This window comes from Psychrobacter sp. FME5, from assembly GCF_014861375.1.
Taxonomy (GTDB): Bacteria; Pseudomonadota; Gammaproteobacteria; order Pseudomonadales; family Moraxellaceae; genus Psychrobacter.
This window is the reverse complement of sequence record NZ_RRYX01000019.1, coordinates 16,749-42,370: the sequence shown is the minus strand read 5'-3', so window position 1 is coordinate 42,370 and position 25,622 is coordinate 16,749. Positions and strand designations below refer to the sequence as shown.

The window sequence follows — 25,622 nt, the reverse complement described above, 5'->3', positions numbered from 1 at the left end:
GATCTGTATTTGTGTCTTCATAACCTCAAATATATCATCTTGCTTTGGCTGTCACTCCTTCTTTTATTTCCTCAGCATACTTTTTGATACACCACCTCATTTTAATATAAAAGTTTCTGTTCTGAGTATTTGCTATGTTATGATAATCATAATCTCAAACCACCAAAACAATTATTTAATACAAGATATAGAGTTTAACGGAGTTAAAACTTATGCGTCTATTGCTATCAGTCCTTCTTGTCAGCATGTTAACAGCATGTTCTTCAAACGACGAGAACACAAGCTCTTCAGGCAATGAGAGCACAAGCGAAGAGCAAGTAAGCCAAGTAAATTCAGGAGACACCTATTCTGACTATATTGGTTACTGGCATAGCAATGCTGCCTCTAGAATTCGTCACACTAAGGTTTCTGAGATATATAAAGACGGTGATAATTACATGATAAATCCTGACGTTAACTTCGATCTTTCCATTAATGACTTTAGTGAAAATACACAAGTGATGTTAAAACCTAGTGACAGCAAGTTATTAGCGGAAAGTGAAAGAGGTGACACAATGGAGCTAAGCCTGTCAGACGATGGCCAAACTCTAAACGGGCAAAGCGGTAGCTCTACTACGAGCTTTACTAGGCTTGATAAGGCCAAGGCAGATGAAATCACTGCTACGATTAAAACCTGTGTTGATTTATATGACCAGTTCTATGCAAGGGCTAATGAGTTACCCGTCGGAGAGCCTGAATATAAAGCGCAAAGTGAAGCGTTGAGGTCTGATTTTGCTGATAAATTCGCGCCTTACAAGGATTTATGCCATGTCCCAAGCGGTGTCAAGTGAGAGATATTGGTGGTTAAGTTGCCCTGCTGACCGGCCTATGCTGGCATGTTTTATCACGGCAAATGATGAATAAACGCCCTACTATATCTTTATAATGGGGCTTTTTTGTGGCTGCGTGTCTGGTTGCTTAACTTGCTTTGAAGCTCAACTCTGGATATTCATGAATATAGGTAATATGCTTCATATTTTTCTCAGTTATACGCAGAGGTAGTGGTGTTCTAAAAAGTATGCTGACGATAAAGGTCAATAAGAAATCTATGCTACGTTCTATAATCCTACAGCGCTTTAAAAGCTTCAAGAATTGTTTAAATTTTAATCAGCATACTTTTTGATACACCACCCGAATCTATATAACAAATAAACCTTATAAACAATGTAAAGTTTTATAAAGCCATACATAGCATAGGGTTAGCAACTTCTACTCATTTGATAGTTTACTTAGGTGACGCTGTTAATATCGGGATTTGAACCAGCGAGCTGTTCGTATTAAAGAGGGCGGGGAAATTGTAGAAGTCGTTGATACTGCACCTGATGGTATTTTTGCAGTGGCTCTTGGCGGACAAGATGGTAAGACCTTGTTTATGTGTGCAGCACCTGATTGGGATGAAGCATTACGTACCGCTGAGACTAAAGGTCGTATGCTCTCTACACAGGTTAAAGTTGGTCATGCTGGTACACCATAACTAACTTTTCAGCAGTTAAATAAAGTTGATATGCAAAAAATATTAACTATAGAAAAGCTAGACATTTAAAATAGTCTGGTTTTTCTATGGTTAATAGACCATTAGAGATATAATGGAACTATCTATATCAAGTCAAAACGACCAAGACCAATTATGAGCACATACATACTCGACACCGAAACCACAGGGCTTATTGAACCGCACATGACTGAGGCCGCCTACTCTATAATTGATATCAGCGATAGTAATGTGACTGTGTCGCAGGAGCTGAGAACTAAGCTTAGTATTAGTCAGCAATTTCCATTCAGAGACGTAGTTTTTCAATGACTATAATACCATAAAAACTTACTTTATAGGGCAGCTCATAATTTGTTAGGTGCGAATAAGTCTGTTAATGAGGGAGCAAAATTACCAGTATACTAAAAGTATCTATATAACGAACAAACCTTATGAACAATGGAAAATCCTTATAGAACTATACATAGTATAGCGTGAGCCACCTCTACTCATTTACTGGTTTTCTTAGGTGACGCTCTTAATATCAGGGTTTGAGCAGGTCTTAGAGAACAGATACCATCGGCCTATTTTAACAAGCTCTTTACCATACCAATTACTTTTATAGCTCAGCATGGTGGTAAACGTTGACCATGAGCTGTCTGATATGGCTTTGACATTCAAGTCCTCTATGGCAATAACATCGTGGTTTTTGATGATATTGAATGAGAGTTTGTGTAGAAAGTCTTTGCGACTATTCGTTATTTTCTCGTAAATCTTGGCGACTTTGTTTTTTTGCTTTTGATAGTAGCGGCAGTCGTTTAATTTGCACTGATCTGCTTTAGAAAATTATCTACTTTTATCCAGTATTTTCTATGCACGGGCCAACTTTGTGAGAAACTTAGGATTAGCCACTTTGCTACCGTCCGATAAGACGATAAAGTCAGTTAATCCTGAAGCAATCCCAATGTTTGAGCCACTACATATACTCTAAAACTCAAATACGCACTCATCCCCCTACCTTAGAGGTAGGGGGATGAGTGCGCGATACTGTTAAAAACGTGACGACATTGCTTTTCACTGACTATATAAAAAAAGCCTAGCGTTCAACGTTAGGCTTTCTTATTAACTAAGTAAAGTCTGTTATCTATTTAGGTGGGTTGTCTTTTAACCATAGTTGATTCACGATTTTTAACTCTCGTAACTCTTCCGCCATGATAGATTCACTGATACCAGGATATTTGATGATGGCATAGCTATATAAGCCAATCCCAAGTGCTGTCCAACCAAAGAATATCCACCACTCAATGGCACTAAGCGCTGAAGGCATACCTGGCATGTATAATATGAGCAAACCAAAGCCTAGTACAATGGTAAACATACCTACTAGCTTGCCAGCTGGTACTTTAAATGGACGTACCATATCCGGCTCACGGTAGCGCAGGACTAAGAAAGAGATCGCAACACACGTATAAGCAATGACAATCCCAAAACCACCAGCATCAACAATCCATACCAGCATTTTACGCCCAAATAATGGTGCTAGAGTAGCAAGACCACCAATTAATAAAATAGCATTCTTTGGTGTCTTGTATTTCGGATGCAATTTACCCAAAAATGCTGGTAGCATATGAGCTTTTGACATTGCATATAGTAGACGACTACCACCAATTAAAAACGCATTCCAACTAGATAAAATACCAAGCACACCGCCAATGACCAGTAAAATACCAGCCCATTTACCTTGCCACGCATTTGTCATGGCATCTGCAGTGGCTAAGGTAGAGCCTTGCGCTTGTATCAGCGGTAATGTGCGACCGACACTCCACGCCACACCGACATACCACATGACAGCAATAATAATAGAGACAATCAAAAACTTACCAATATTAGGACGGGTAAGGTCAATCTCTTCTGCGGCTTGAGGAATAACGTCAAAGCCGACAAACATAAAAGGTACCATGACAATCACCGTCATCATGCCACCAATACCACCGATAAATGCTGGCGCTTGAACTGCTGTTGAAGTCTCAGAACTATAGAGCACCGCCCCAATGAATAATAACGTACCGACGAATAAAATACCCAGTACCGCTGTTTTTTGGAACCAAGCACTGACTTCCATCCCGCGAATATTGAGCCAAGTCACAATCACTGAGCCAAGCATACCCACCCCGACCCAAGTGGCGTAAACATCCCATCCAGCAATCGTCCACAGATAACCTTGGTTATAATTAGGAATAAAATACTCAACCACGGTAGGCAATGCCACAGCTTCAAAAGCAACGACGGAGAAGTAACCAAACAAAATACTCCATGAACAAATAAAAGAGACTGTGACTCCTAGTGCTCGATGTGTATAGGTATGCTCACCACCCGTCACTGGCATAGATGAGGCCAGCTCAGCATAGTTAACGCCAATCATAATGACAGCCAAACCACCAATCATGAACGCTAACATGGAACCCCATGTTCCTGCAGCAATGATCCAATCACCTGCCAGAACCACCCACCCCCAACCGACCATAGCGCCGAATGCTAAGGCAATAATATCAAACATACCTAGCGATTTTTTTAGCTCAGACATAATTTGCTCCTTGTCCGTGTGTCATCCGTGTCAGTCCTTTTTCAATTACACTGATACTAATTATTCTTTATTTAGTAGGGTCTTGCCCTTTGTCTTTATCTTTCCATACCCATCAGACGATAGGTTTAACTGTATTTATAAGATTTGCCTAGCAGAGACAGCAACGGCGTCTTGACTTGCAAGGCGCCGTTGTAAAGCATGGCCAGAGTAAACACTCTGAAGGCGACCTGTATGCTGCTACCATTAACGTTTAATCTATCCAGTGCAATCAATAGGCTGACAAAATATTTAGGCTACTAATATGCCTTTGATGATATCAAGACCTTCTTGCAGCACTTCATCTTCTACCGTTAATGGCACCATCACACGAATGGCATTACCATACATACCGCAAGACGCTAGCAGCAAGCCTTGCTCAAAAGCCTTTACCTTTAGATTAGCAGTCATCTCCGTGTCTGGCTGACCATTACTATCGATTAGCTCAAACGCAAGCATTGCACCTTTATGGCGAATATGACCGATACTATTTAGATTTAAATCCTTTAGAAAAGACGCAATCTTGTCGCCAATCTCAACACTGCGCTCTATTAGGTTTTCTTCCTCAATCACTTCCATCACTTCCAATGCAGCCACACAAGACAATGGGTTACCAGAGTACGTACCACCCAAGCCGCCAACTTGCGGCGCATCCATAATATCAGCACGACCGATAACAGCAGATATAGGATAACCGCCAGCCAAGCTTTTTGCGCTAGTCATTAAATCAGGCTCAACACCTAACTGCTCACTGGCAAACAAAGTACCCGTACGCGCAAAACCACACTGTACTTCATCAAAAATCAGCACGATGCCATGCTCATCGCAGATACCACGCAAAGCTTTAGCAAAGGATGGAGTTACTTGATGGAAGCCACCTTCGCCTTGAACTGGCTCAATTATCATCGCTGCCACTTCACTTGGATCGATATCTGCTTGAAAAATCATTTCAAGGCTATGCAAAGCTTGTGCCTCGGTAACGTTTAATTCTTCAGCAGGGAATAACGCATGAAAGACAGGACCTGGCATCGGACCAAAGTTCTTTTTGTAAGGCAACACTTTACCGGTCAAGCTCATGCACATTAAGGTACGGCCATGCCAGCCGCCAACAAACGAGATGACACCTGGGCGACCGGTTTTAGCACGTGCAATTTTGATACAGTTTTCAACTGCTTCTGCACCAGTGGTCAAAAAGAACGCTTTTTTCTTACCGCTAATAGGTGATTTTTCACAGAGCTTTTCGGCAAGCTCAACATAGCATTCATAGTTGATCATTTGCGCGGCAGTATGCGTAAATTTATCAAGCTGCTCGTGCACACGTTGAGTAATTTTAGGATGGCTGTGACCAGTATTTAGGACTGAGATACCACCGACAAAATCGATATAACGATTGCCTTCAATATCCCAGACTTCGGAGTTTTTTGCTTTTTCTGCAAAGATAGGAAAAGCAACCCCAAGTCCAGTTGGTAGAACCGCTTTACGGCGCTCGAGCAATGATTGATTAGTAGTCATAAGAATATCCTTTTCTTTCTTTTTTACGTAAGTGCCAATGTTAAGCAAATACCAATATTGCGTTAGTCAGTGGCGGTTATAAGATAAATACTAAATGTAGCTAAATGCTATATATAGTTGGCACCTACCTGGAATAGATACCAAGCACTTAAATTATTGACATTGAGGTAAATAAGTCTCAACCATAAAGTTAACTAACATCAGAACACCAATACTTGGTCACGACATATTCTTCGATGCCATACTTTGAACCTTCACGACCAAAACCTGATTGTTTAACGCCACCAAACGGTGCAACTTCAGTAGAAATCAGACCCGTATTGTGACCAACCATACCGTACTCAAGTCCTTCTGTTACTCGCCAAGCGCGTGCAAAATCCCCACTATAGAAATAAGCGGCAAGACCATAAATGGTGTCATTGGCATCACGAATGACCTCCTCTTCACTGGAGAAGGTAAATATGGTGGCGATAGGACCAAATATCTCTTCGCTAGCAATATCCATATCGTCATTTAGATTAGTAATAACGGTTGGATTAAAGCTCAGCGCGGAGGCGTCATTCATATCACCACCTGTGATGATTTTTGCGCCTTTATCAAGCGCATCTTTTAATAATGCCTGTACCTTTTCTAATCCATCTTGATTGATGAGCGGTCCAATATCGACGCTCTCATCCATACCATCACCAACTTTAAGCTCTTCGACTTTTTTGACAAAAATACCTAAGAATTTATCTTTGATACTGTCTTGAATATAGACGCGGTTGGCACAAACGCAGGTTTGGCCAGCGTTACGATATTTGGAGGCGATTAAGCCATCAGCGGCTTTTTCGAGATCAGCATCATCAAATACGATAAAAGGGGCGTTACCACCAAGCTCTAAAGACAGCTTTTTAATCGTTGGGGCACATTGCGCCATCAAAGTACGACCAACTTCAGTTGAGCCAGTAAATGATAGTTTTTGGATACGAGAATCACCCGTTAAGATATCGCCAATCACTGAGGATTTACCAGTGACTACTTGAATGACGCCTGCTGGGATACCCGCATGCTCTGCTAGTACGCCCAATGCTAGAGCAGAAAACGGTGTTTCAGAGGCAGGTTTAATGATAATCGTACAGCCAGCTGCCAATGCAGGTGCCGCTTTACGAGTAATCATTGCTGCTGGAAAGTTCCATGGAGTAATGGCTGCACAGACACCAACAGGTTGTTTTAAAATGACATAACGCAATTGCGAGTTGGTAGCAGGGATGACATCGCCGTAGACGCGCTTACTTTCTTCTGCAAACCAGCGGATAAAACTATTGGCGTAGCCAATCTCACCACGTGACTCGACCAAAGGCTTGCCCTGCTCGGCAGTCATAATAATGGCTAAATCTTCTTTATTATCATCAATAAGATCCGCCCACTTTTGCAGCAGAACGCTACGTTCTTGCGATGTTTTTGCTGCCCAAGCGGTTTGAGCATCATAAGAGTAAGCGACCGCTTCATTGACATCATCTTTGGTCAGACTTGGTACAGAGCCAATCACATCACCTGTGAATGGGTTGCTCACCTCAATAGTGCAATTGTCGTTGGCAGCGTACCAGCCGTCATTAATAAAGCACTGCTCTTTGATTAAGGCAGGGTTTGAGAGGTTTAACGGGTTTTTTTGCTTAGTATTTTGTGTCGTATTTTGCATCGTAACACTCCATGTTTATCGTTCTTTTAGGGTTGATTATTAATGAAGCTATTTAGCAAATTTCGTTAAAATAGAAAATAATAAATAGCGTTTAAAATAATCGTTAAAACTGAAATATTCAGTCATTCATATCTATTGATAACTTATATATTGTTCAGTATACTGAACACAGGTTCTATATACGAGACACCATTATAGGAATGATGCCACACTTTTTGCAACTGTTTTTTTGAGTGTTATTCGGAAAACTTGTATCTCTTACATTTTCATAGGTAACTTATGAGCACAACTGCCGTTCCTGCATTAGACAAAACCTTTCAAATTTTAGATTTAATTACGGCAAGTCAGCAGCCATTGACGGCTGCTTATATAGCCAAGGAGTTAAGTCTGCCTCGAAGCTCGACGCATAATATATTACAGAGCTTATTGGTAAAACATGTCATCTATAAAGATAGTGATAACCGTTTTTATTTAGGTTCATACCTACTATATTGGGCAGGAAAATATGAGCAGCAGCAGGGTGTTATTCAACTATTTAAAGACCTTATCGTGCAATACCCTATCTTGCTACAACATACCGTCACTCTATCTAAGTTAGATTTAGGCGAGGTCGTATTTTTAGCGTGTCATGAAGCCCCTGCACCACTTGGCTTTACTTTCCGTGCTGGTGTACGTGTACCGGCGGTCTTTTCAGCAACTGGTAAAGCCATGCTCTCAACTCTACCCATTCACACCATAAAATCTTTATATAATGACAACTTCCCTAAACCACTTACTCCCAATGGGGTCAGTAACTTTATCGATTTAGCTGACGAGCTAAATGCCATTCACAGTAGCCGCATCTCATTAGATGATGGGCAACTGCGCGATGGTATGTACTGCTTAGGTACTTATATCCGTAATGCGTCAGGCAATGCCATTGCAGGTATGGCAATCAGCTTTCTACAAGCAGAGTATGAATCTAAACGCGCTGAGGTCAGTACCGTATTAATCGAACTCGCCGAACAGATTGAGCAGCGCCTCGGTTTTACTACTGAACATTCAGCATAGCTTTGTTATTTACTAAGTTACTTACTAATCTTCATGATTCGGTGCTAAAAGGTATAAACAAGCTAAACAATCCCATCTGCTTTGAGCTTAGCTATCATGTCGCTGTCATAACCCAAATCAGCAAGCGTGCTATCCGTGTGCTCGCTCAATTGTGGCGGCGGCGTACGATAAGTAACCGGCGATGCTGATAGCTTAATTGGATTGCCAAGTGCTCGGACTGGGCTACCTTGTGCAGCGAAATCAACAATCATTTCACGTGCTTGAGCCTGCGGCATCGCCAGTGCCTCAGCGACATTATGAATCGCCCCGCTCGGAATACCGGCCGCATCCAAAACCTCTAACCAATAAGAGCGAGGTTTCTCAGAGAATTTTTTAGCAAGCTCACTGCACAACAGCTGGCGATTAATAACGCGTTGTGGATTGGTCGTAAAGCGGCTATCGGTATGCCAGTCAACAGCCAGTACATCACAAAGTTTGGCAAACTGACTGTCATTACCGCAGGCTAAAATAAAATGCGCTTCACCCTGCCCTGAAAATACTTGATAGGGTACAATATTGGGATGTTGATTACCCAGTCTTGGCGGCACATCATTTGAGGCCAAATGATTCATCCCAACGTTGGCTAGCATTGCTAGCGCACTGTCTAGTAATGCCACATCGACATATTGCCCGAGCCCAGTATTTTGACGCGCTAATAATGCTGCTTGAATACCAATGGTCAGCTGTAAGCCTGCAAACAAATCCACGACAGCCACGCCGACCTTATGCGGTTCGCCATCACGAGGACCCGTGATACTCATCAATCCTGATAGCCCTTGGATAATATAATCATAACCGGGGCGCTTAGCATCGGGGCCTGTTTGACCAAAACCTGTCAATGAGGCATAAATCAGGCGCGGATTGTCTTGTTTTAGACTATCGTAATCTAAACCGTATTTTTTCAGACCGCCAACTTTAAGGTTTTCAACGACGATATCGCTATCAGCAATAAGCTGTTTAATAATCGTCTGGCCTGCTGGCGTATTGATGTCGACGGTAAGCGATTTTTTATTACGGTTAATGGTGGCGTAATAAGCGGACGTATCATCGCTGAACTTTGGGGGTGCCCAGTGGCGGGTTTCATCCCCCACACTAGGACGCTCTATCTTGATAACTTCGGCACCAAGATCTGCGAGTACTTGCGTACAAGAAGGTCCTGCTAATACACGTGATAAATCGAGCACCTTGATACCGTGCAATGCACCCTGTGACATGGCTTTATTATTAGCATCAGACTCAGCCGTTGGTGAGCTCACTGTATCAACAGTCATAATAATTCCTTATTGTGTAACGTATCCTGGACTTGCTTAACCTAAAATTGCTATGCCTCATTTACCTTTTATCCACAAACAATGATAAGTAAATAATGGATAGCAACTAAAAAATGTACGCTACTGCTGATAAGTGCTTCGTAAAAAGCCAAACAGTAACGTACGTCATCAGGTAAACCGTATTAACGATTTTTTCCTAGAGAATTAATAAAAAGCTTGAATATCTGTTTGAGCACGCCCTAAGATTAGCGCATGAATATCATGCGTTCCTTCATAAGTATTGACGGCCTCTAAGTTCATCACATGACGAATGATATGAAATTCATCAGAAATACCGTTACCACCATGCATATCACGAGCAATACGGGCGATATCCAGCGCTTTACCACAGTTATTACGCTTAATCAGTGAAATCATCTCAGGGGCCGCATTGTCTTCATCCATTAAACGACCGACACGCAGCGCGGCTTGCAATCCTAAAGTAATCTCCGTCTGCATATTGGCAAGCTTCAATTGAACGAGCTGCGTTGCGGCAAGCGGACGACCAAACTGCTTACGATCTAGCGTATATTGGCGAGCCGCTTTCCAGCAGAACTCAGCCGCGCCCATTGAACCCCAAGCGATACCGTAACGGGCTTTGTTAAGGCAGCCAAATGGACCTTTAAGACCGCGAATATCTGGAAAAGTATTGGCTTCAGGAACAAAGACTTTATCCATGACAATTTCACCCGTCACTGAAGCACGTAGTGAGAACTTACCTTCAATCTTCGGTGCTGATAAACCTTTCATCTCTTTATCTAAAATAAAGCCGCGAATCTCACCAGCATCATCTTTTGCCCAAACGACAAATACATCAGCGATAGGACTATTGGTAATCCACATTTTATTACCTGTCAGCTCATAACCGCCATCAACGGCACGTGCACGAGTCGACATCGATGCAGGATCTGAACCTGAATCTGGCTCGGTCAAACCAAAACAACCGATATATTCACCAGTGGCAAGCTTAGGTAGATACCTTTCTCTTTGCTCTTCGGTACCGTATGCCCAAATAGGATGCATTACCAAACTAGATTGCACACTCATCGCTGAACGGTAGCCTGAATCAACTGCCTCTACTTCTTTGGCAATCAGACCATAAGCAACACTAGATAAACCGGCACAGCCATAACCTTCAATCGTGACACCAAGTAAGCCCATCTCACCCATTTGACGCATGATATTGCGGTCAAAATTCTCATGACGATTGGCTTCAACGATGCCAGGCATCAGCTCTTTTTGAAAAAACTGGCGGGCGCTGTCCGTTACCATGCGCTCTTCGTCAGTAAGCTGATCGCGCAATAAAAAAGGATCTTCCCAGTCAAAACTTGGACGCGTAGATGTTGCCATGTGCTGCTCCTTGATATCAGTCATCCTGACCGACGAGTAGTAATTAATGAGTAAATTGACTTAATAGGTTATTGACTTACTAATTCCGCTGTGCGAAACTTAGTTTCATAATTTAAATATATTAAAACAAAGTTTCAGGTCGCTGTAAACCTTTATCAAAAAAAATGAGCATAAAATGACAAAAAATATATCAGCAGCTCTACCATTACTGACTCGAATGAATACCATACTTGAGCAAAGCAAAGAAAATAATGACAGACAATTCGTGACTGCATTGGGGCGTGGACTGACTTTATTATCAGCCTTTGAGCATCATGATCAACTGAGCCATCAGCAGCTATGCCAGATGACTACCCTGCCAAAAGCGACCATCACTCGTCTGATTCACACCTTGATGACGCTTGGATTTTTGCGCATTACGGAGTACGGACAGTATCAATTGGGTAGTAGTGCCGTGCGATTAAGTGCTACTGCGTGGAGTCGTCATGATATGGTGGCGGCAGCTGAGCCGTTGCTACGACAGTTTGCCAGTAGCAATGAAGTATCGGTGAATCTAGCGACCGAGGTCGAAGGAGAAATGCGCTATCATGCTTGTTGTCGTAGCCCTGCTCGCCTATCTGTCAATTTGCAAGTTGGTTCAGCAGTGCCCGTAGCCCGAACCGCTATTGGACGCGCTTTTTATGCGGCTAGCTCGCCAGCGAGACAGGCTATCATTGACAGTAATTTAAAAGAGCATTTATCTACAGAGGATTATAACCACGCGCAGTCAGCTCTCTCTAAAGCAGCAGAGCATTATAAAGCGTATGGCTATACAGTATCAGATGGTGAGTTCTCTACTGATATATTGGCAGTGGCCGTTGGTGTCTTTGATGTTGCAACAGGTCAATATGCATATTCGCTCAATGCCAGTGTGCCTCGAGCAAATTGGGATGCGGACAATTATGCTCTGACGATGGTCGCTAAACTGCAAGTTCTTGCTGATAAGATCGGACGCAGTGCTTAGAAGGTCTCAGCATCGAAGAGGGTGGTTTAATAATACGTATAAAAATATTAGCTTATTGCTTATACTCCACTGGTTACTTCATGGGTTAGACATGCGCAAACTAAATCAGCAGTCGTAGCTTATTAATTGCATAGCTGCTTTGCAGAGTTTGAAACATTACCGTTATTGTCCGCCATCTTTTTAATAGCTCTGGCTTTAAACTCACCACTATAGGTTATCACTTTCTTGATCCTGGTAAACTCCTGTTATGATGCTTGGTTTACCTCTACAATTTCTTCAGCATAGCTCAATCTGAACTGGAAGTTAGGAGTCAGATAACATTTGAATTCATTTAAGTAGAAGGTAGAAAAAGCCATTTGATTAATGGCAATACTCTTACAAAAAAGGTAACTTAATAAATATAGACTAGAGTGTGCTTGACGGCAGGGGTCATTACTAATAGTACCTAATAAAAATAAGTCCTAAGCAACTCAGAATTGTCTTATAGATATGTAAAAACATCCCTGTTATATTAGACTCATGAGGGTTTGAAATAATCACTCACCTATACAAGGAAGCATAGAATGACAGGGATTGAATTTTAGGTGGTGTTCTAAAAAGTATGCTGGCATTAGACGTAGCCATAATTGATGTAAAAGAACACCATATCAAACACTTTGAAGTGATTATCGAGCTTCTTAGAGAAACAACAAGTTTTTCTAACCGCCCGACGCAATCGGTGTCTAAGACGGCAGTTATTACCTTCAATGCCTACCGTATGAGATTTGCCAACTCGTTTGTGGTCAAATTTAAAGGCGGTTATAAAACTGTCCCAGTTATCCATGCTAATCGAGTCATAGCTGACTTTAAGCTGCTTGAGACGAGCTCTTAGCTTCTTAGCCGTTTTTAGGTCACGTTTGCCCCAAACATAAGCGACAATCTCATTAGTAGCGCGATCATAAGCATAAATAAGCCAAACTTTACGCTTTTTGCGATACACGTAAGTCCAGAATTCATCAACCTCTAAGCGTTCATAGTAGCGCTTCTTAGGCGCGATCTTATAAACAGATGAGCCTATAGTATTGAGCACTTTACCTATACTAACTGAGGCTATAATAGCAATATCTCTAACACCGCAACCTCTAACCGTCATTAGCCGTATGATGTCTTCTATTTTAGAGTGACAGCCCTTATAAGTTAAGGCATGGTCACCAATGAATTGACGTTTGCAGTCCTTACACTGATAGTTCTACTTGCCATAGCTTTTTATGCCGTTTTTCTTTAAACTGGGACTGTGACAGTCGGGGCAGCTGATATCTATTTGTGTCTTCATAACCTCAAATATATCATCTTGCTTTGGCTGTCACCCTCCTTTTATCTCCTCAGCATACTTTCTGATACACCACCTTATTCTTTAACTATCGTTAAGTAGAAGACCTTGTTTTAAAGCGCAGTAACCGTAAAGCATTCAGCGTGACTAGCACAGTAGCGCCAGTATCAGCCAATACGGCAATCCAAAGTCCTGTAATGCCGAGCACCGTTGTTATTAGAAATATACCTTTTAAGCCCAGTGCAAAGATGACGTTTTGATGGATATTTCTCATGGTGGCGCGGGATAAGGCAATAAGGTTCGCAACGTCCATCACGCGGCTTTTTAATAGTGCGATATCAGCCGTTTCGATAGCCACATCCGTACCACTACCCATCGCAATGCCGACATCTGCCGTTGCCAAAGCGGGTGCGTCATTGATGCCATCACCAATCATCGCTATTTTACTATTGGCTTGCATCTCGCTGAGTAGACGCAGCTTATCTTCAGGTAACAGTTCAGCCTTCCACTCTATATCTAACGGATTGGCAAGCGCTTTTGCCGTACGGCTATTGTCGCCTGTAAGCATGACAGAGCGCACATTCATCTTGTTAAGCTGGGCAATAGCTTGCTGTGCATCCTCTCGCAACTCATCACGTAGAGCCACCAACCCTAGCGCCTCACTCGTTTGCTCATCAAACAAAATCGAAACCGTCTTGCCGTCATTTTGTAGCGTTTCAATTTGAACCTGCTGCTCAGCTGACAACATAACTTTCTCAGCTACGTAGACGGGTGAGCCGATAGCTAAAGAACGTCCAGCGACAGTTGCATGAACGGCTTTACCTGCAGTAGCAGAAGCATTAGAGGCATCAGGTATAATCACCTTAGCGGCTTTGGCATGATCCACAATAGCTTGAGCAAGAGGATGACTAGAAGCGGAATCTACACTCGCAAACAGTGCCAATAATTTATCTTGATCCTCAGCGTCTATATGTGATTTTGTGAAGCCAATAATATCGGTTACCCGTGGTTTGCCTTCGGTCAGGGTACCCGTTTTATCAAAAGCGATGGTACTGACCTGACCTACCAACTCCATGACATTACCGCCTTTGATAAGCAGTCCATGACGCGCACCAACGGCCAAACCTGAGGCAATAGCAGCGGGTGTTGATAGTACTAGAGCGCAAGGACAGGCAACCAGTAATAGCGCAAGACCACGATATAGCCATGTCGCCCACTCTCCTCCCATCAGCAGCGGTGGAATGATAATGACTAAGGCAGCAATTGCCATGACGATAGGGGTATAGTAGCGGCTAAAGGTCTCAATAAAGCGCGCGGTCGGTGCTTTGGACGCTTGCGCCTGCTCCACAAGCTCAATAATACGCGCAATCGTATTATCCGCAGCCGTTTTCTCCACACGTATTTGTAGCACTCCATCAACGTTGATAGATCCAGCAAAGACATCATCGTTTATGGTCTTGGCAACAGGAACAGATTCTCCCGTCACAGGCGACTCATCAAGGCTGGATATACCTTGGATAATGACTCCATCAGCAGAGACTCTATCACCAGGACGCACGAGAACTTTATCGTTAACCTGTAATGAAGTTGCCGCTACCTGACGTTGTTGCCCTTGCGCGTCCAATAAGATAGCCGTCTTTGGCACTAGTGACGATAAAGCTCTGATCCCTGCGCGAGCACGATCAGCCGCGACGCTCTCTAACAACTCACCAACAGAGAATAAGAATACCACGGCAGCGGCTTCTTCAGCTTCACCAATAATAAGGGCACCGATAGCAGCAACGGACATGAGCATTTCGATTGAAAAAGGCGAACCTGTTGACGCCAGTACAAAAGCTTTACGGACAAATGGCAGGACACCAATAGCCACAGCAGCCACAAAAGCCCATGCGCCATATTCAGGGAAAATTAAAGACAACACATATGCTGCGCTCATCAAAAGCCCAGTACCAACGACCTGCTTGCCCTTTATGGTCTGCCACCAGCGCTTATCGTCTACAGCTGCTTGACTACCATCAATGCCCACCTTATTTTTTTGGTCGGTTAACTCTGACACACCAAACCCCAGACGCTTAATGGTTTTTTTGATCTCTTCAACGTCAGTCGTTGCATCAGGCGCTAGGGTTAGCTCTAGCCTTTGGGTAGCAAAGTTTAGCTGCACCTCAGAGACGCCATGCATACGTATTAGCGCCCTCTCAATTTTGCCAACACAACTCGCACAGTCCATACCTTCAATATGATATTGCATAATCATTTATCCTTTTATTGAAGGCATTATGAACCCTGTAGTGGCTTCAGAGTCAAGGTTTTTGACAACAAGGCAGTTTGATTTTCTATCATCAAACTGCCTTGTTGTTTTAGATTATAGAGGGCATTATTTGAAGAAATAAAAATGCTTATAGCGGCAGTAGTTTCTACTGCCGCTATTATAAGAAAGAGAAGTTATTACTGGAGCCTTTACGCAGCCAAAATGCTAACTCTTAATTTTGGCTATGCAGTATACTGGGGCCTGTCCTCATTTTGAAAATGGTGATACGCCCTAGAGTTTTATCGCTCAAGACTCGTTCTGTCACCTACACGCCCCCTGCCCCTTTACTTGATGCCTCGCTATTTTCAACCAATATCGCCGCAGCACTTTTCTTAAGTATTGCCCATTGCTCATCGTCGACATAAACGCCTTCTTTCCAAGCGCGCTGATGGGTTTCGAACAGCTCATCCGTTGATATTTTATGGTCAAAATACTGAATATCTTGTTCAATATCAAAATTAGAGGTCGCAAGCTCAATTACCATATCATTGGTATTATAATTCTCCTGCCCCTCATTAAAGAAATATAAATCAGGATAGACAAACCTTTTATCCAAAGTAAAGATGGTGTGCTTAGGGGCGCTGCCATTATCCCACTTAGCCAGACAAGCGATGCCTTTTGCCGCAAGAGTTACCAGTTCGCTATAAGCCAGCCAGCGGTTATGACAGTTACGCAAGTAGATTCTGAAATGCTCACGATTGCCCATTTTTTCAATGGCGTAGTCCATCACCACCGGTAAATGACAGACCAGACTGCTGCCATGCAGATCTAAGATGAGCTCTTCCTCAGTTTGATGAACGATATCAATGGCCACATCACGTTCGGACAGTATAAAAGGACTGGCATTATTAAAATGTAAAATACCATTGAGTCCAGCCATCTGTAGCTCCGCTACCATAGAAGCAATAAGATCTGCCTCACCCACCTCACGTTGCAACCCCAAAAAGGCTTTATTCACCATGGTCACGATTTCATTATGCGATACAATCATGTCTCAATACTCCTTATTGGGCAGTTAACGGTAAGGTGGTCAACTCATTTATTTTTGGTAAAAGAGGAAATAGCCATTCATCACTATGCACATCATTGAATAACGGCGCACCTTGGAACAAGGTCACACGCACCCAGCGATCTGAACGTGGATCAAACTTAGTTGCACCAAACATAGACAATTTACAGCGCAATAAATGCATCGGTAATGCGGTTTTTTGCAATACGTTAATCTGAATATCGCCCATCTTCTTATGACCCATCGTCCAAACACGACGGGCGATGGTGCGATATTTTGGCTGGGTTAAGATAAATTCTGATAGCAACTGTTGTGGATTTGCCTGCTGTAACGCTAAATACAAAGTATTCGCTTGTCTGCCAATATCGAGCAAGAACTCTTTATCATCGCCACGCTCTTGTCCACGCACGCCCATTCTCGGCTCTTCTTTATCCTCAGAGCGATACCAAAACCAATAGACATTTTCTTCTGCAGCAAAATCAATGTTGATTGCCCACTGATAACGCGCCTCTAAAACCTCAATTAAGTCTTGAAGGACTTTGCCACTGGGCAGTGACATGGTCTCATCAGCGTTTACTTGCCCTGCAAACTCATCTACAAGATCAGGATAAAGCTCCATCAAGCAAGAGATAATAACCTCTTGACTCTCAAAAATTAAATGATCATTGCGCTGTAAAAAATCAGCCCATGTTTTACACTTTTTGAGCTCAGATGTGAGATTGTTTTGTAGGCTCGTTAATTCCTGCACAATGATGTTATTGATAATAATTTGTGGCTCATTGATAGTAACTACTTCAGAAAAATGCTGAATAGCACGATTCATTAAGCTTGAGAACTGCTGTATCTTATTATTATCCGCTTGATGCTCAATATCACAAACCAATACCGCTTGTAACGCCCCTTCGCGAGTACTTAGCCACTGATCAACGACACAAGGATGATTGATTAAATAAGGCGCCATACCCAAACCAGTGGCATTACCAATACCCAAATATTGCTTAATCTCTGGGTGTAGGCTGACTGCCTTATCGCCACCTTTTTTCTTAGCCAAATAATCGACCCAGTCGAGGCTAAACTCTCGAAGCAAATACACCGCACACATTTGCGCACGAAATGATTGGTTGAAGTCTTCGCTATGATCGAGTGGTTTAAAGTCAAAAATACCAAACTTACCATTGCCATAAACCGCAGTGGTGCGCAGGATATAACCGACTTGCGCCAGTACGTCCAAATCAGGTTGCTGTCCATCGGCAAGCGCACTGACAATATGCTCAAAGACTCGCACGCTTTTATTAGCCCGTGCCAGCACCATCACCATGTTTGAGTTGCGACCGGCTTCTTGTAGCGGCACGTTAGCTTTTAGGTTTGCCAATAGCTCATCGCCAATTTCGCCATAAACCAAAGCAAATGTCACATCCCACTTTTGCGCAATCACGCGATCATTGCGTTCTTCATCGGCAATCTGATTGCAAAACACCACCAAGTGATAAACGTGCTCCGGCGTTTGCAAACGATAGATAACTTGTCCGTAGCCATTGTCATCCAAACCGTTCCAAAAATCTTACTCAAACCTAGCCAATATTGACTATTAGATAGGTTTGACGTTTTCTTTCTGCTTCATTGTCACGCGCTATTTCTCATTTGAGATTTAGACTGACCACGACTCCACAGACTTTTTTAATTGGCGATGGAACTCACCGTCCAATAAACAGGATTATGCAGCTGTTAAAATAACAGTCGCGTTATTTAAAATATTGATGCTGGCGTTGAGGTCACGGTCATGAGAAACCTGACAGTTAGGGCACAACCACTCACGCATTTTCAATGTTAGCTCATCTTTACCAAGGATATGATTGCAGTTTGAACAGGTTTTTGAGCTTGGGTAGAAGGGTCCGACTGATTTCACAACCTTGCCTTGCTCAGTGGCTTTGTAGATAAGCTGTCGCTTAAACTCAAAGAAACCCAAGTCACTGATAGCTCTTGATAGCCGCCTGTTCTTAACCATACCTTTGACATTCAAATCCTCAATCGCAATCACATCGAACTCATTAACCAGACTTGTTGTGATTTGATGGAGAGAATCTTGCCTAATACACCTGATCTTATAGTGCAAACGAGAGAGCTTGGTTTTCGCTTTTTCTCTGTTTTTACTGCCTTTTTTAGTGCGACTGAGCGCTTTGTTTAGCGTTCTTAGTTTTTTAAGGTTTGCTTGAAGTGGTTTTGGCGCTTTAATTTTAGTGCCGTCTGATAAAACCAGTAAGTCGGTAATACCAAGATCAACACCAACGCTTTTACCTGTCTTTTTAGTAGGAATTACAGCTTTTTGTATTTCAACAGCCACACTAACAAACCACTTACCGCCACGTTTAGAGACGGTGGCTGACATGATCTTGCCGTCAAAACGTAAAGCTTCTTTTAAGCGAACCCAGCCCAAGTTTGGGATACGAATGGATTTACCTTTAATGGCAAATTGGTCGTTGGATAAACTGAATCTATCGTCACGGCCTTTTTTACGAGCGGTTGGGTATTTCGCTAAGCCTTTAAAGAAGTTGTTATAAGCATCACCCAACTGCATGATTGCCGCCTGCGGAGCGCATTTGGTCACTTCCAGCATATAGGGGAATAATTCACGCTTAATGGCGTTCAATTCGCGTCTGAGCTTCGCCTGTGAGGGCTTGTTTAGATTTTTAGTATCAACCTCAACGCCTGCGGCCAAACACGCATCACGGTACGCTTTGTCAAGCGCATACTGCCGCTGCCACTCATGCAAAGCCCAGTTGTAGGCTTTTCTCGCCACGCCACAAGCACGAGCAAGGTGATTTGCCTGTACGTTGTTTGGCTTGAGTTCGATAATGTGTCCACGGATCATAATGCTTTTTTAACCGCCTCTATTAATTGTTGGTTTTTCTTGCTGCGAGAGCCGTATAGCCTCGCTGAAAATACGGTGATAATCTCCAATACATCTTGGGCTAATTCTTGCTCAAAACTCAACTCTTCACCTTGATTGATTATTACCACTTCAACGTCACGAGCCTCACACAACATGAAAACCAGTTCTGCACCAAATCGTAAAAGCCTGTCTTTATGGGTAATTACCAGCCGTTCAACTTTATTGCTCAGTATGTCATCAAGCAGGTTTTTTAAGCCTTTCTTTTTATAATTCATTCCACTACCAAGATCGGTAATCGTCTCAAAAGTCCAGCCTTGCCTGGCACAATAAAGTTCCAAAACTTGAGACTGGCGAAGTAAGTCGTCTTTTTGATCACGACTCGACACACGAGCATAAGCAATGGTTTTTCGGTCTAATTTAGGTGGTGTATTCAAGGAATGCGGTCTGATTTCACTTAAATCATATCGCCTATGCCCGTTCTCGGTTCGCTTGGCGACTAACGTACCATCCTCATCCCAACGTCTTAATGTGGATTGAGCAACCCCGAAATGTTTGGCAGCCTCCCCAATACTAACCAGTTTCCCCATAACTTGCTCTCTATATTATAGATATAATCTATCTATTATAGTAATAAATAGGTAGGTTTGTATATGTTTTATTTAACTGTTTGCAACCCCAAAGATGCTTAGTTAGCGTCCAATTTTCTTTATCAATTTTACGCAGGAGCGTACGCACAAAGCTAATACGCGTTTGGTGCATCGCGCCCAATCTCTCAGATTGCATCACTACATCTGGGGTACGAAAGCTGACCGCGTCTAAATTATCGTTGGCTAGCTTTCCATTGTTTGGGTTACTATTACCTAATAAGCTATGTTCCATATGACTCTCACCTTAAATAATATATTAAGCCAATAATTTATCTGCTACTTTTAAATACTGACATCAATGCGTAAATAGGTTATCCGCTATATCCATGACGCATTCAATCGATTTCTTTAGTAGTGTTTTGTCTAGCAAGCTTTTCTTCCGCAATTTTATGATCTGTCTCAACTCGGTTAGGACGATAAAGATCTTGATCGCGTGCCATTTGCTGAGCAATCTTGGGTCCGTTCCATAATGATGGCAGTAGAACGAATGACACCGGTACCGCGGTAATCACGATAAAGGATTGCAAAGCTGTCACCCCACCTGAACCCAGCGAGATTAAAACGATAGCCGTTACCCCCATCATAATGCCCCAAAAGGTACGGATCATAGCGTTGGGCTCGCGCTCACCACTGATAACAACACTGATGGTATAGGTCATTGAGTCGCCGGTTGTGACGATAAAGACCATGGTTAAAATAATAAATAATAGCGAGGTAATTAAGGGGAATGGCAGCTGCTGAGTGACAGCCAACAAAGCACCCGGTAGATTAAAACCTTCAAAAGCGGTACTAACACTACCCGGATTGGCAATCTCAAACGCCAGACCTGAGCCACCAACGACCGTGAACCAAAAGCAGGTCACTAGTGGAGCAATAATACAAACCGTGGTGATTAATTGGCGAATGGTACGACCGCGTGAGATACGGGCAATAAAGATAGCCATCATCGGTCCATAACCCAAGAACCAACCCCAAAAGAATACTGTCCAGCCACCGAGCCAGCCTTCATCACCGCGAAAAGTCGCCATCGGGATAAAGTTATGCACCATCGTGCCAACGCCTTGGATATAACCATTAACAATAAAATTGGTTGGCCCAAACACCAAGATAAAGACCATAAGTGCTACAGCCAACATAACGTTAAAGCGACTAAGTAATTGCATACCGCGAGCCAGCCCACTAATGGCTGAGATGGTATAAAGGGCAATGGCAAAGATGATAATAACGAGTTGGGTAACGAACGTATCAGGAACACCGAATAGTGTATTGAGTGCATAGCTGGTTTGCAGTCCCAAAAAACCAATGGGACCAATCGTACCGGCAGCAACCGCGACAATACAGCAGGCATCAATGATTGCGCCCGTTTGACCATGTAGAACACGTTCGCCAAACATAGGATACAGGAGCGTACGAGGTTTAAGTGGCAAGCCTTTGTCATAATGCAAATGCATTACCACGATAGCGGTCAAGCTACCGACAATCGACCACGCCAAAAAACCCCAGTGCATAAATGACTGGGATAAAGCATTAAATGCACGTTGTTGGATATCAGCAGATTCGCCGTAGAGAGGTGGTGCTGTCACAAAGTGAGCAATCGGTTCAGCGGCTGCCCAAAAGACTCCACCACCCGCAAGTAGCGTACAAAATAGAATCGCCATCCATTTAAAGTTGTCCATTTCAGGCTTGGGTAGATTGCCTAAAATGACCCTTCCGGTGCGACCAGCGCCAACTGCTAACGCAATCACAAAAGTGGCTAACAATAAGATTTGCCAAAAAGGACCAAAAACTTTAGCCGACCACACAAAACCCAAGTCCACTATTTTCGATAAGCGCTCTTCTGCAAAGATCGCCATGAGAACAAAAATAATAATGAAACCACCACTGTACCAAAATGCTGGGTTTTTGAGCCCTAGCGTATCGGATGAGGCTTCTGCATGGGCTGAAGTATCCGCTATCTTAACGGCATCATTAGAGCGTCCTTGCCCATTATCCTTGCTATTAAATCCCTTTAAGTCAGCCATGGTGTGGCTCCATAATGATGTGTCATTTAAATTAGAGAGTTATCTAAACAGTCTTACTTTTCTTACCTTATCTTGTCCTGCTTTACCTTTTAATTATTCAAATAATATGTAGCGTCATAGCGCACTAAATACCGCTTAAACATTTAAGCTAGAGGCTTTATACCGCTCTCAAGAAAGTCGAACCAGTTTTGACCGATAATCTTGCCAGCGTCTGTATCATTGAAACCATGTTGCAATAGACCGTTATAGATATTTTCCATACCGTCTTTGCCAGCAAACCACGGCAGCGTATCAGGCCAGCCTGAATTATTGGCATTACCTTCACCATAATCCATCGCCTTTGACCAGCGACCGTTACGCATCCACTCAAGCACGGCTTGCGGTTGGTTAAGACATAAGTCACTACCAATCGCTAAATGCTGGGCGCCATATTTATCAGCACAATCAGCAATCATTCTACAAAAGTCATTGAGCGTACAGGCGCTACCATTTGGCAGATGAAACGGGTATAAGCTGAAACCTAACAGCCCGCCAGCTTTGGTTAAAGCACTAATGACAGTATCGGATTTATTGCGCAGCGCCTCATGGGCAGTACTCGGATTGGCATGACTGATACAGATTGGACGGCTTGATATCTCAATGGCCTCAAGCGTTGACTGCTCCGCGCTATGCGACATATCAATAATCATACCGACTCGGTTCATCTCAGCGATTGCTTGTTGACCGAAACGCGTTACGCCAGAATCATTTTGCTCGTAACAACCCGTCGCTAGTAAGCTTTGATTATTATAAGTCAATTGCATAATCAATAAACCTAAGCGGCGCATGACACTAATCAAACCAATCTCATCATCGATAGGCGAGCAGTTTTGCGCGCCAAAGAAGATACCCACTTTGCCTTGTTGCTTAGCAGTCTCAATATCTGCGACTGAATACACGGGCAAAATCAGATCGCTATTTTGCTCAAAGCGTGCATTCCACTCAGCAAAGCGCGTTAGGGTTTGGCGCGCATCCTCGTGATAGACCAAGGTGGCGTGTACCGCATCGATACCACTGGCTTGTAGCATCTTGAAATAATCACGATCCCAATGGCTATACTGTAATCCGTCAATGATGATATGATCTTGGTACATCTCAAACTCCTTTTATGCTTTTGTAAGTAGCCGCTCGGCGCAGGTTTAACCAGTTGCACCATGTTTAATTAATTAATCAATTAACTGCGGCTAGCATCCTTTTAATCCGTTTCTAGTACGCTTTCTGATAAGCAGTTTTAACGATGGTATAAAACTCTTTGGCATACGTTCCTTGTTCGCGTGGACCGAAGCTTGATTCTTTACGACCACCGAATGGCACATGATAATCCGTACCCGCCGTTGCTAGATTGACCATCACGCAGCCTGCTTGGACTTGTTCTTTAAACATCGCGCTATTACGCAAGCTTTGGGTAATAATGCCGCCAGTTAAGCCAAAACGGGTGTCATTGGTCATAGCAATCGCTTCTTCCAAGTTCTGCACACGCATGACGCAAGCAAGCGGCGCAAATACTTCTTCTTGGTTAACGTCCCAGCTATTATCAGTTTCGGTAAATAAGGTAGGCGACATATAATAACCGTCATGCGGCATGTCTAAACGCTCGCCACCAAAGGCTAAATTGGCACCAACTTGCTTGGCTTTTTCAATCCAATCCATGTTAGACGCAAGCTGCTTGTCATCAACGATTGGACCCATAAAGATACCGTCATCAAGCGCATGACCGACTTTTAAGGTTTTCATTTTTGCAATAACGCCATCAACGAAAGCATCATGAATACCGTCCATCACAATCAGACGTGAAGAGGCGGTACATTTCTGACCCGACCCACCGAACGCGCCAGCAACGGCAGCATCAATAGCCACTTGCAAATCAGCATCGTCAGCGATGACCAAGGCATTTTTACTGCCCATCTCTAACTGGCAACGGACAAAGTTTGGTGCGGTTGCCGCCGCAACTTTACGACCAGTCGCGACTGAGCCAGTAAAGCTGACCGCATCGATGTCTTTTGAATTAATCAACGCATCACCAACTGATGAGCCGCCACCAAGTACCAAGTTAAACGTGCCTTCTGGCAATCCTTGACGGTGAATAATTTCTGCCAACGCCACCGCACTGGCTGGCGTTAGATTCGCAGGCTTCCAAATGACGCTATTACCATAGGCTAACGCTGGTGCAATTTTCCAGACAGCGGTAGCAGTTGGGAAGTTCCAAGGAGAAATGATAGCGACGACTCCGACCGCTTCACGGGTTACCTCGACTTTCACCCCAGGACGTACCGAGTCAGCAAGGTCGCCCATTTGGCGTAATACTTCAGCGGCATAATAATGAAAGAATTGACCAGCGCGATAAATCTCGCCTCGACCTTCCGCAAACGGTTTGCCTTCTTCGCGTGATAGCAAAGTACCTAGCTCATCACAACGCGCAATCATCTCATCGCCAATGGCTTGTAGAATTGACTGCTTTTTTTCTATGGGCGTCTTTTCCCATTTTGGCTGGGCAAGGCGCGCAGCTGCAATAGCATCTTGTACTTGGTCACTGCTGGCTTGAGCAAACTCACCGATGGTTTCCGTAACATCAGATGGGTTAATATTAGAAATCGTATCGCTACCTGCTTGCCATTCACCGTTGATATAAAGTGAGCGTTGTGGGTCTTGTTGAGTTACTTGAGTTGACATAAGAACATCCTTAATAACAATTTTTAGTGAGTTTATTTAAATAAAGAATACAATAGATTTGGGTCATAAAATAAATAGAAAATTACAAATGAAAGCCTAAGGTACAGCCGCATAAACAACTAGCTCGACCAACATTTCTTCACGCGCCAATCCTGATATTACTAAAGCAGCGCGATTTGGGAAAGGCGCGGTGAAGTATTCAGCATAAACCTGATTGACCACTTTTAGATAGTCGCGGTCAGTGACATAAATTAATACCTGTAATACCGAGTCCATATTAGTATTAGCACATTCTAGGGTATGCTTTAAATTATCAAGTGTTTGGCGAGTTTGGGCTTCGATACCACCTGCGACCACCTCACCATTTTCATCAATAGGGATTTGCGCAGTATATAAGGTGCCATTATTAGTCACTGCCCACTCAAGTGGCGACTTAGAGGCATATAGCGAGGTTTTTACGGCTTGTTTGGTTGAGTGGGTAGTCATTTCTTATATCCTTTAAGTAGATGGTTGCATCAATCCTTTACTTTCTAACCCTTATGCTACCTATTTAAATATGATAAATCTAACCAATTAAATATTAAATATGATAGATTTAATCTATCACTTGAAGCCATCATGTTTTTTCGAGATATCAGCAAGCATAAAGGTGCT

Annotated in this window: 20 protein-coding genes and 2 pseudogenes; 4 read left to right on the top strand and 18 right to left on the bottom strand. The window is 43.1% G+C overall.

Annotated elements, in window-relative coordinates; genetic code table 11:
• The first annotated feature begins 212 nt into the window (after positions 1 to 212).
• Both EI161_RS04730 and EI161_RS04725 read left to right on the top strand, forming a co-directional pair.
• Positions 213 to 830, top strand: coding sequence for a hypothetical protein (locus EI161_RS04730; RefSeq protein WP_192529098.1), 618 nt, complete (start codon positions 213 to 215; stop codon positions 828 to 830).
• A 464-nt stretch (positions 831 to 1,294) separates the two neighbouring features.
• Positions 1,295 to 1,513 (top strand): hypothetical protein, encoded by a 219-nt coding sequence (locus EI161_RS04725; RefSeq protein WP_225735226.1) that lies wholly within the window; start codon positions 1,295 to 1,297, stop codon positions 1,511 to 1,513.
• A gap of 522 nt (positions 1,514 to 2,035) precedes the next feature.
• On the opposite strand, the gene EI161_RS15080 is transcribed toward EI161_RS04725, so the two are convergent.
• The 5 genes and pseudogenes from EI161_RS15080 to EI161_RS04700 form a co-directional block, all read right to left on the bottom strand.
• Positions 2,036 to 2,191 carry a zinc ribbon domain-containing protein gene (locus tag EI161_RS15080; RefSeq protein ID WP_192523103.1) on the bottom strand — a complete coding sequence of 52 codons (156 nt, stop codon included), beginning with the start codon at positions 2,189 to 2,191 and terminating at the stop codon, positions 2,036 to 2,038.
• A pseudogene (locus EI161_RS15075) lies at positions 2,180 to 2,323 on the bottom strand (transposase); the annotation flags it as partial. The pseudogene EI161_RS15075 and the gene EI161_RS15080, both read right to left, overlap by 12 nt.
• Before the next feature lie 331 nt (positions 2,324 to 2,654).
• Complete coding sequence (locus tag EI161_RS04710; protein ID WP_192523102.1) at positions 2,655 to 4,094, bottom strand: APC family permease; 1,440 nt, start codon at positions 4,092 to 4,094, stop codon at positions 2,655 to 2,657.
• A gap of 288 nt (positions 4,095 to 4,382) precedes the next feature.
• A complete protein-coding gene (gene gabT, locus EI161_RS04705) occupies positions 4,383 to 5,642 on the bottom strand; it encodes a 4-aminobutyrate--2-oxoglutarate transaminase (RefSeq protein ID WP_192529097.1) in 1,260 nt (419 codons plus the stop codon).
• 190 nt (positions 5,643 to 5,832) lie between these two features.
• A complete protein-coding gene (locus EI161_RS04700) occupies positions 5,833 to 7,323 on the bottom strand; it encodes an NAD-dependent succinate-semialdehyde dehydrogenase (protein WP_192523100.1) in 1,491 nt (496 codons plus the stop codon).
• Between the two features lie 279 nt (positions 7,324 to 7,602).
• Between EI161_RS04700 and EI161_RS04695 the strand changes: the two genes are divergently transcribed.
• Positions 7,603 to 8,373, top strand: coding sequence for an IclR family transcriptional regulator (locus tag EI161_RS04695; protein WP_192523099.1), 771 nt, complete (start codon positions 7,603 to 7,605; stop codon positions 8,371 to 8,373).
• A gap of 62 nt (positions 8,374 to 8,435) precedes the next feature.
• Here EI161_RS04695 and EI161_RS04690 read toward each other — a convergent pair whose 3' ends face one another.
• Positions 8,436 to 9,626 carry a CaiB/BaiF CoA transferase family protein gene (locus EI161_RS04690; protein ID WP_192523109.1) on the bottom strand — a complete coding sequence of 397 codons (1,191 nt, stop codon included), beginning with the start codon at positions 9,624 to 9,626 and terminating at the stop codon, positions 8,436 to 8,438.
• A 261-nt stretch (positions 9,627 to 9,887) separates the two neighbouring features.
• Positions 9,888 to 11,072: an acyl-CoA dehydrogenase gene (locus EI161_RS04685; RefSeq protein ID WP_192523098.1), complete on the bottom strand. Its 1,185-nt coding sequence runs from the start codon at positions 11,070 to 11,072 to the stop codon at positions 9,888 to 9,890.
• 175 nt (positions 11,073 to 11,247) lie between these two features.
• On the opposite strand from EI161_RS04685, the gene EI161_RS04680 reads away from it, so the two are divergent.
• Entirely contained in the window at positions 11,248 to 12,075 is an 828-nt protein-coding gene (locus EI161_RS04680) for an IclR family transcriptional regulator (protein ID WP_192523097.1), read from the top strand.
• Between the two features lie 610 nt (positions 12,076 to 12,685).
• Here the strand turns inward: EI161_RS04680 and EI161_RS04675 are convergent.
• From EI161_RS04675 to EI161_RS04625, 11 genes and pseudogenes are all read right to left on the bottom strand, one after another.
• Positions 12,686 to 13,387, bottom strand: a pseudogene (locus EI161_RS04675) (IS1 family transposase).
• 91 nt (positions 13,388 to 13,478) lie between these two features.
• Entirely contained in the window at positions 13,479 to 15,632 is a 2,154-nt protein-coding gene (locus EI161_RS04670; RefSeq protein ID WP_192523096.1) for a heavy metal translocating P-type ATPase, read from the bottom strand.
• A gap of 325 nt (positions 15,633 to 15,957) precedes the next feature.
• Positions 15,958 to 16,683, bottom strand: coding sequence for a DUF3726 domain-containing protein (locus tag EI161_RS04665; protein ID WP_192523095.1), 726 nt, complete (start codon positions 16,681 to 16,683; stop codon positions 15,958 to 15,960).
• A gap of 13 nt (positions 16,684 to 16,696) precedes the next feature.
• On the bottom strand, positions 16,697 to 18,247 hold the full coding sequence (locus EI161_RS04660; protein ID WP_225735225.1) for a hypothetical protein: 1,551 nt from the start codon (positions 18,245 to 18,247) through the stop codon (positions 16,697 to 16,699).
• Positions 18,248 to 18,415: 168 nt separating this feature from the next.
• Positions 18,416 to 19,570, bottom strand: a complete 1,155-nt coding sequence (locus tag EI161_RS04655; protein ID WP_192523094.1) for an RNA-guided endonuclease InsQ/TnpB family protein — start codon at positions 19,568 to 19,570, stop codon at positions 18,416 to 18,418.
• The gene (locus tag EI161_RS04650; RefSeq protein WP_068404139.1) at positions 19,567 to 20,178 is read right to left on the bottom strand and encodes an IS607 family transposase; all 612 of its coding nucleotides are present in this window, start codon (positions 20,176 to 20,178) and stop codon (positions 19,567 to 19,569) included. The genes EI161_RS04655 and EI161_RS04650 overlap by 4 nt, the downstream gene beginning before the upstream one ends.
• Positions 20,179 to 20,206: 28 nt before the next feature.
• Complete coding sequence (locus EI161_RS04645; RefSeq protein WP_192523110.1) at positions 20,207 to 20,470, bottom strand: hypothetical protein; 264 nt, start codon at positions 20,468 to 20,470, stop codon at positions 20,207 to 20,209.
• Positions 20,471 to 20,573: 103 nt separating this feature from the next.
• Positions 20,574 to 22,259: a BCCT family transporter gene (locus EI161_RS04640; protein WP_192523093.1), complete on the bottom strand. Its 1,686-nt coding sequence runs from the start codon at positions 22,257 to 22,259 to the stop codon at positions 20,574 to 20,576.
• A 143-nt stretch (positions 22,260 to 22,402) separates the two neighbouring features.
• Positions 22,403 to 23,392, bottom strand: coding sequence for a membrane dipeptidase (locus tag EI161_RS04635; protein ID WP_192523092.1), 990 nt, complete (start codon positions 23,390 to 23,392; stop codon positions 22,403 to 22,405).
• A 112-nt stretch (positions 23,393 to 23,504) separates the two neighbouring features.
• Positions 23,505 to 24,968 carry an aldehyde dehydrogenase family protein gene (locus EI161_RS04630; protein ID WP_192529096.1) on the bottom strand — a complete coding sequence of 488 codons (1,464 nt, stop codon included), beginning with the start codon at positions 24,966 to 24,968 and terminating at the stop codon, positions 23,505 to 23,507.
• A 96-nt stretch (positions 24,969 to 25,064) separates the two neighbouring features.
• The gene (locus tag EI161_RS04625; RefSeq protein WP_192529095.1) at positions 25,065 to 25,454 is read right to left on the bottom strand and encodes a RidA family protein; all 390 of its coding nucleotides are present in this window, start codon (positions 25,452 to 25,454) and stop codon (positions 25,065 to 25,067) included.
• Positions 25,455 to 25,622 lie beyond the last annotated feature (168 nt).

Excerpts from the sequence above, each read along its gene's own strand:
- EI161_RS04635 (WP_192523092.1), bottom strand. The coding sequence starts at position 23,392 with ATGTACCAAGATCATATCATCATTGACGGATTACAGTATAGCCATTGG.
- EI161_RS04710 (WP_192523102.1), bottom strand. The coding sequence starts at position 4,094 with ATGTCTGAGCTAAAAAAATCGCTAGGTATGTTTGATATTATTGCCTTA.
- EI161_RS04665 (WP_192523095.1), bottom strand. The coding sequence starts at position 16,683 with ATGATTGTATCGCATAATGAAATCGTGACCATGGTGAATAAAGCCTTT.
- EI161_RS04670 (WP_192523096.1), bottom strand. The coding sequence starts at position 15,632 with ATGCAATATCATATTGAAGGTATGGACTGTGCGAGTTGTGTTGGCAAA.
- EI161_RS04685 (WP_192523098.1), bottom strand. The coding sequence starts at position 11,072 with ATGGCAACATCTACGCGTCCAAGTTTTGACTGGGAAGATCCTTTTTTA.
- EI161_RS04700 (WP_192523100.1), bottom strand. The coding sequence starts at position 7,323 with ATGCAAAATACGACACAAAATACTAAGCAAAAAAACCCGTTAAACCTC.
- EI161_RS04645 (WP_192523110.1), bottom strand. The coding sequence starts at position 20,470 with ATGGAACATAGCTTATTAGGTAATAGTAACCCAAACAATGGAAAGCTA.
- EI161_RS04655 (WP_192523094.1), bottom strand. The coding sequence starts at position 19,570 with ATGATCCGTGGACACATTATCGAACTCAAGCCAAACAACGTACAGGCA.
- EI161_RS04730 (WP_192529098.1), top strand. The coding sequence starts at position 213 with ATGCGTCTATTGCTATCAGTCCTTCTTGTCAGCATGTTAACAGCATGT.
- EI161_RS04695 (WP_192523099.1), top strand. The coding sequence starts at position 7,603 with ATGAGCACAACTGCCGTTCCTGCATTAGACAAAACCTTTCAAATTTTA.
- EI161_RS04650 (WP_068404139.1), bottom strand. The coding sequence starts at position 20,178 with ATGGGGAAACTGGTTAGTATTGGGGAGGCTGCCAAACATTTCGGGGTT.
- EI161_RS04625 (WP_192529095.1), bottom strand. The coding sequence starts at position 25,454 with ATGACTACCCACTCAACCAAACAAGCCGTAAAAACCTCGCTATATGCC.
- EI161_RS04640 (WP_192523093.1), bottom strand. The coding sequence starts at position 22,259 with ATGGCTGACTTAAAGGGATTTAATAGCAAGGATAATGGGCAAGGACGC.
- EI161_RS04690 (WP_192523109.1), bottom strand. The coding sequence starts at position 9,626 with ATGTCACAGGGTGCATTGCACGGTATCAAGGTGCTCGATTTATCACGT.
- gabT (WP_192529097.1), bottom strand. The coding sequence starts at position 5,642 with ATGACTACTAATCAATCATTGCTCGAGCGCCGTAAAGCGGTTCTACCA.
- EI161_RS04680 (WP_192523097.1), top strand. The coding sequence starts at position 11,248 with ATGACAAAAAATATATCAGCAGCTCTACCATTACTGACTCGAATGAAT.
- EI161_RS04630 (WP_192529096.1), bottom strand. The coding sequence starts at position 24,968 with ATGTCAACTCAAGTAACTCAACAAGACCCACAACGCTCACTTTATATC.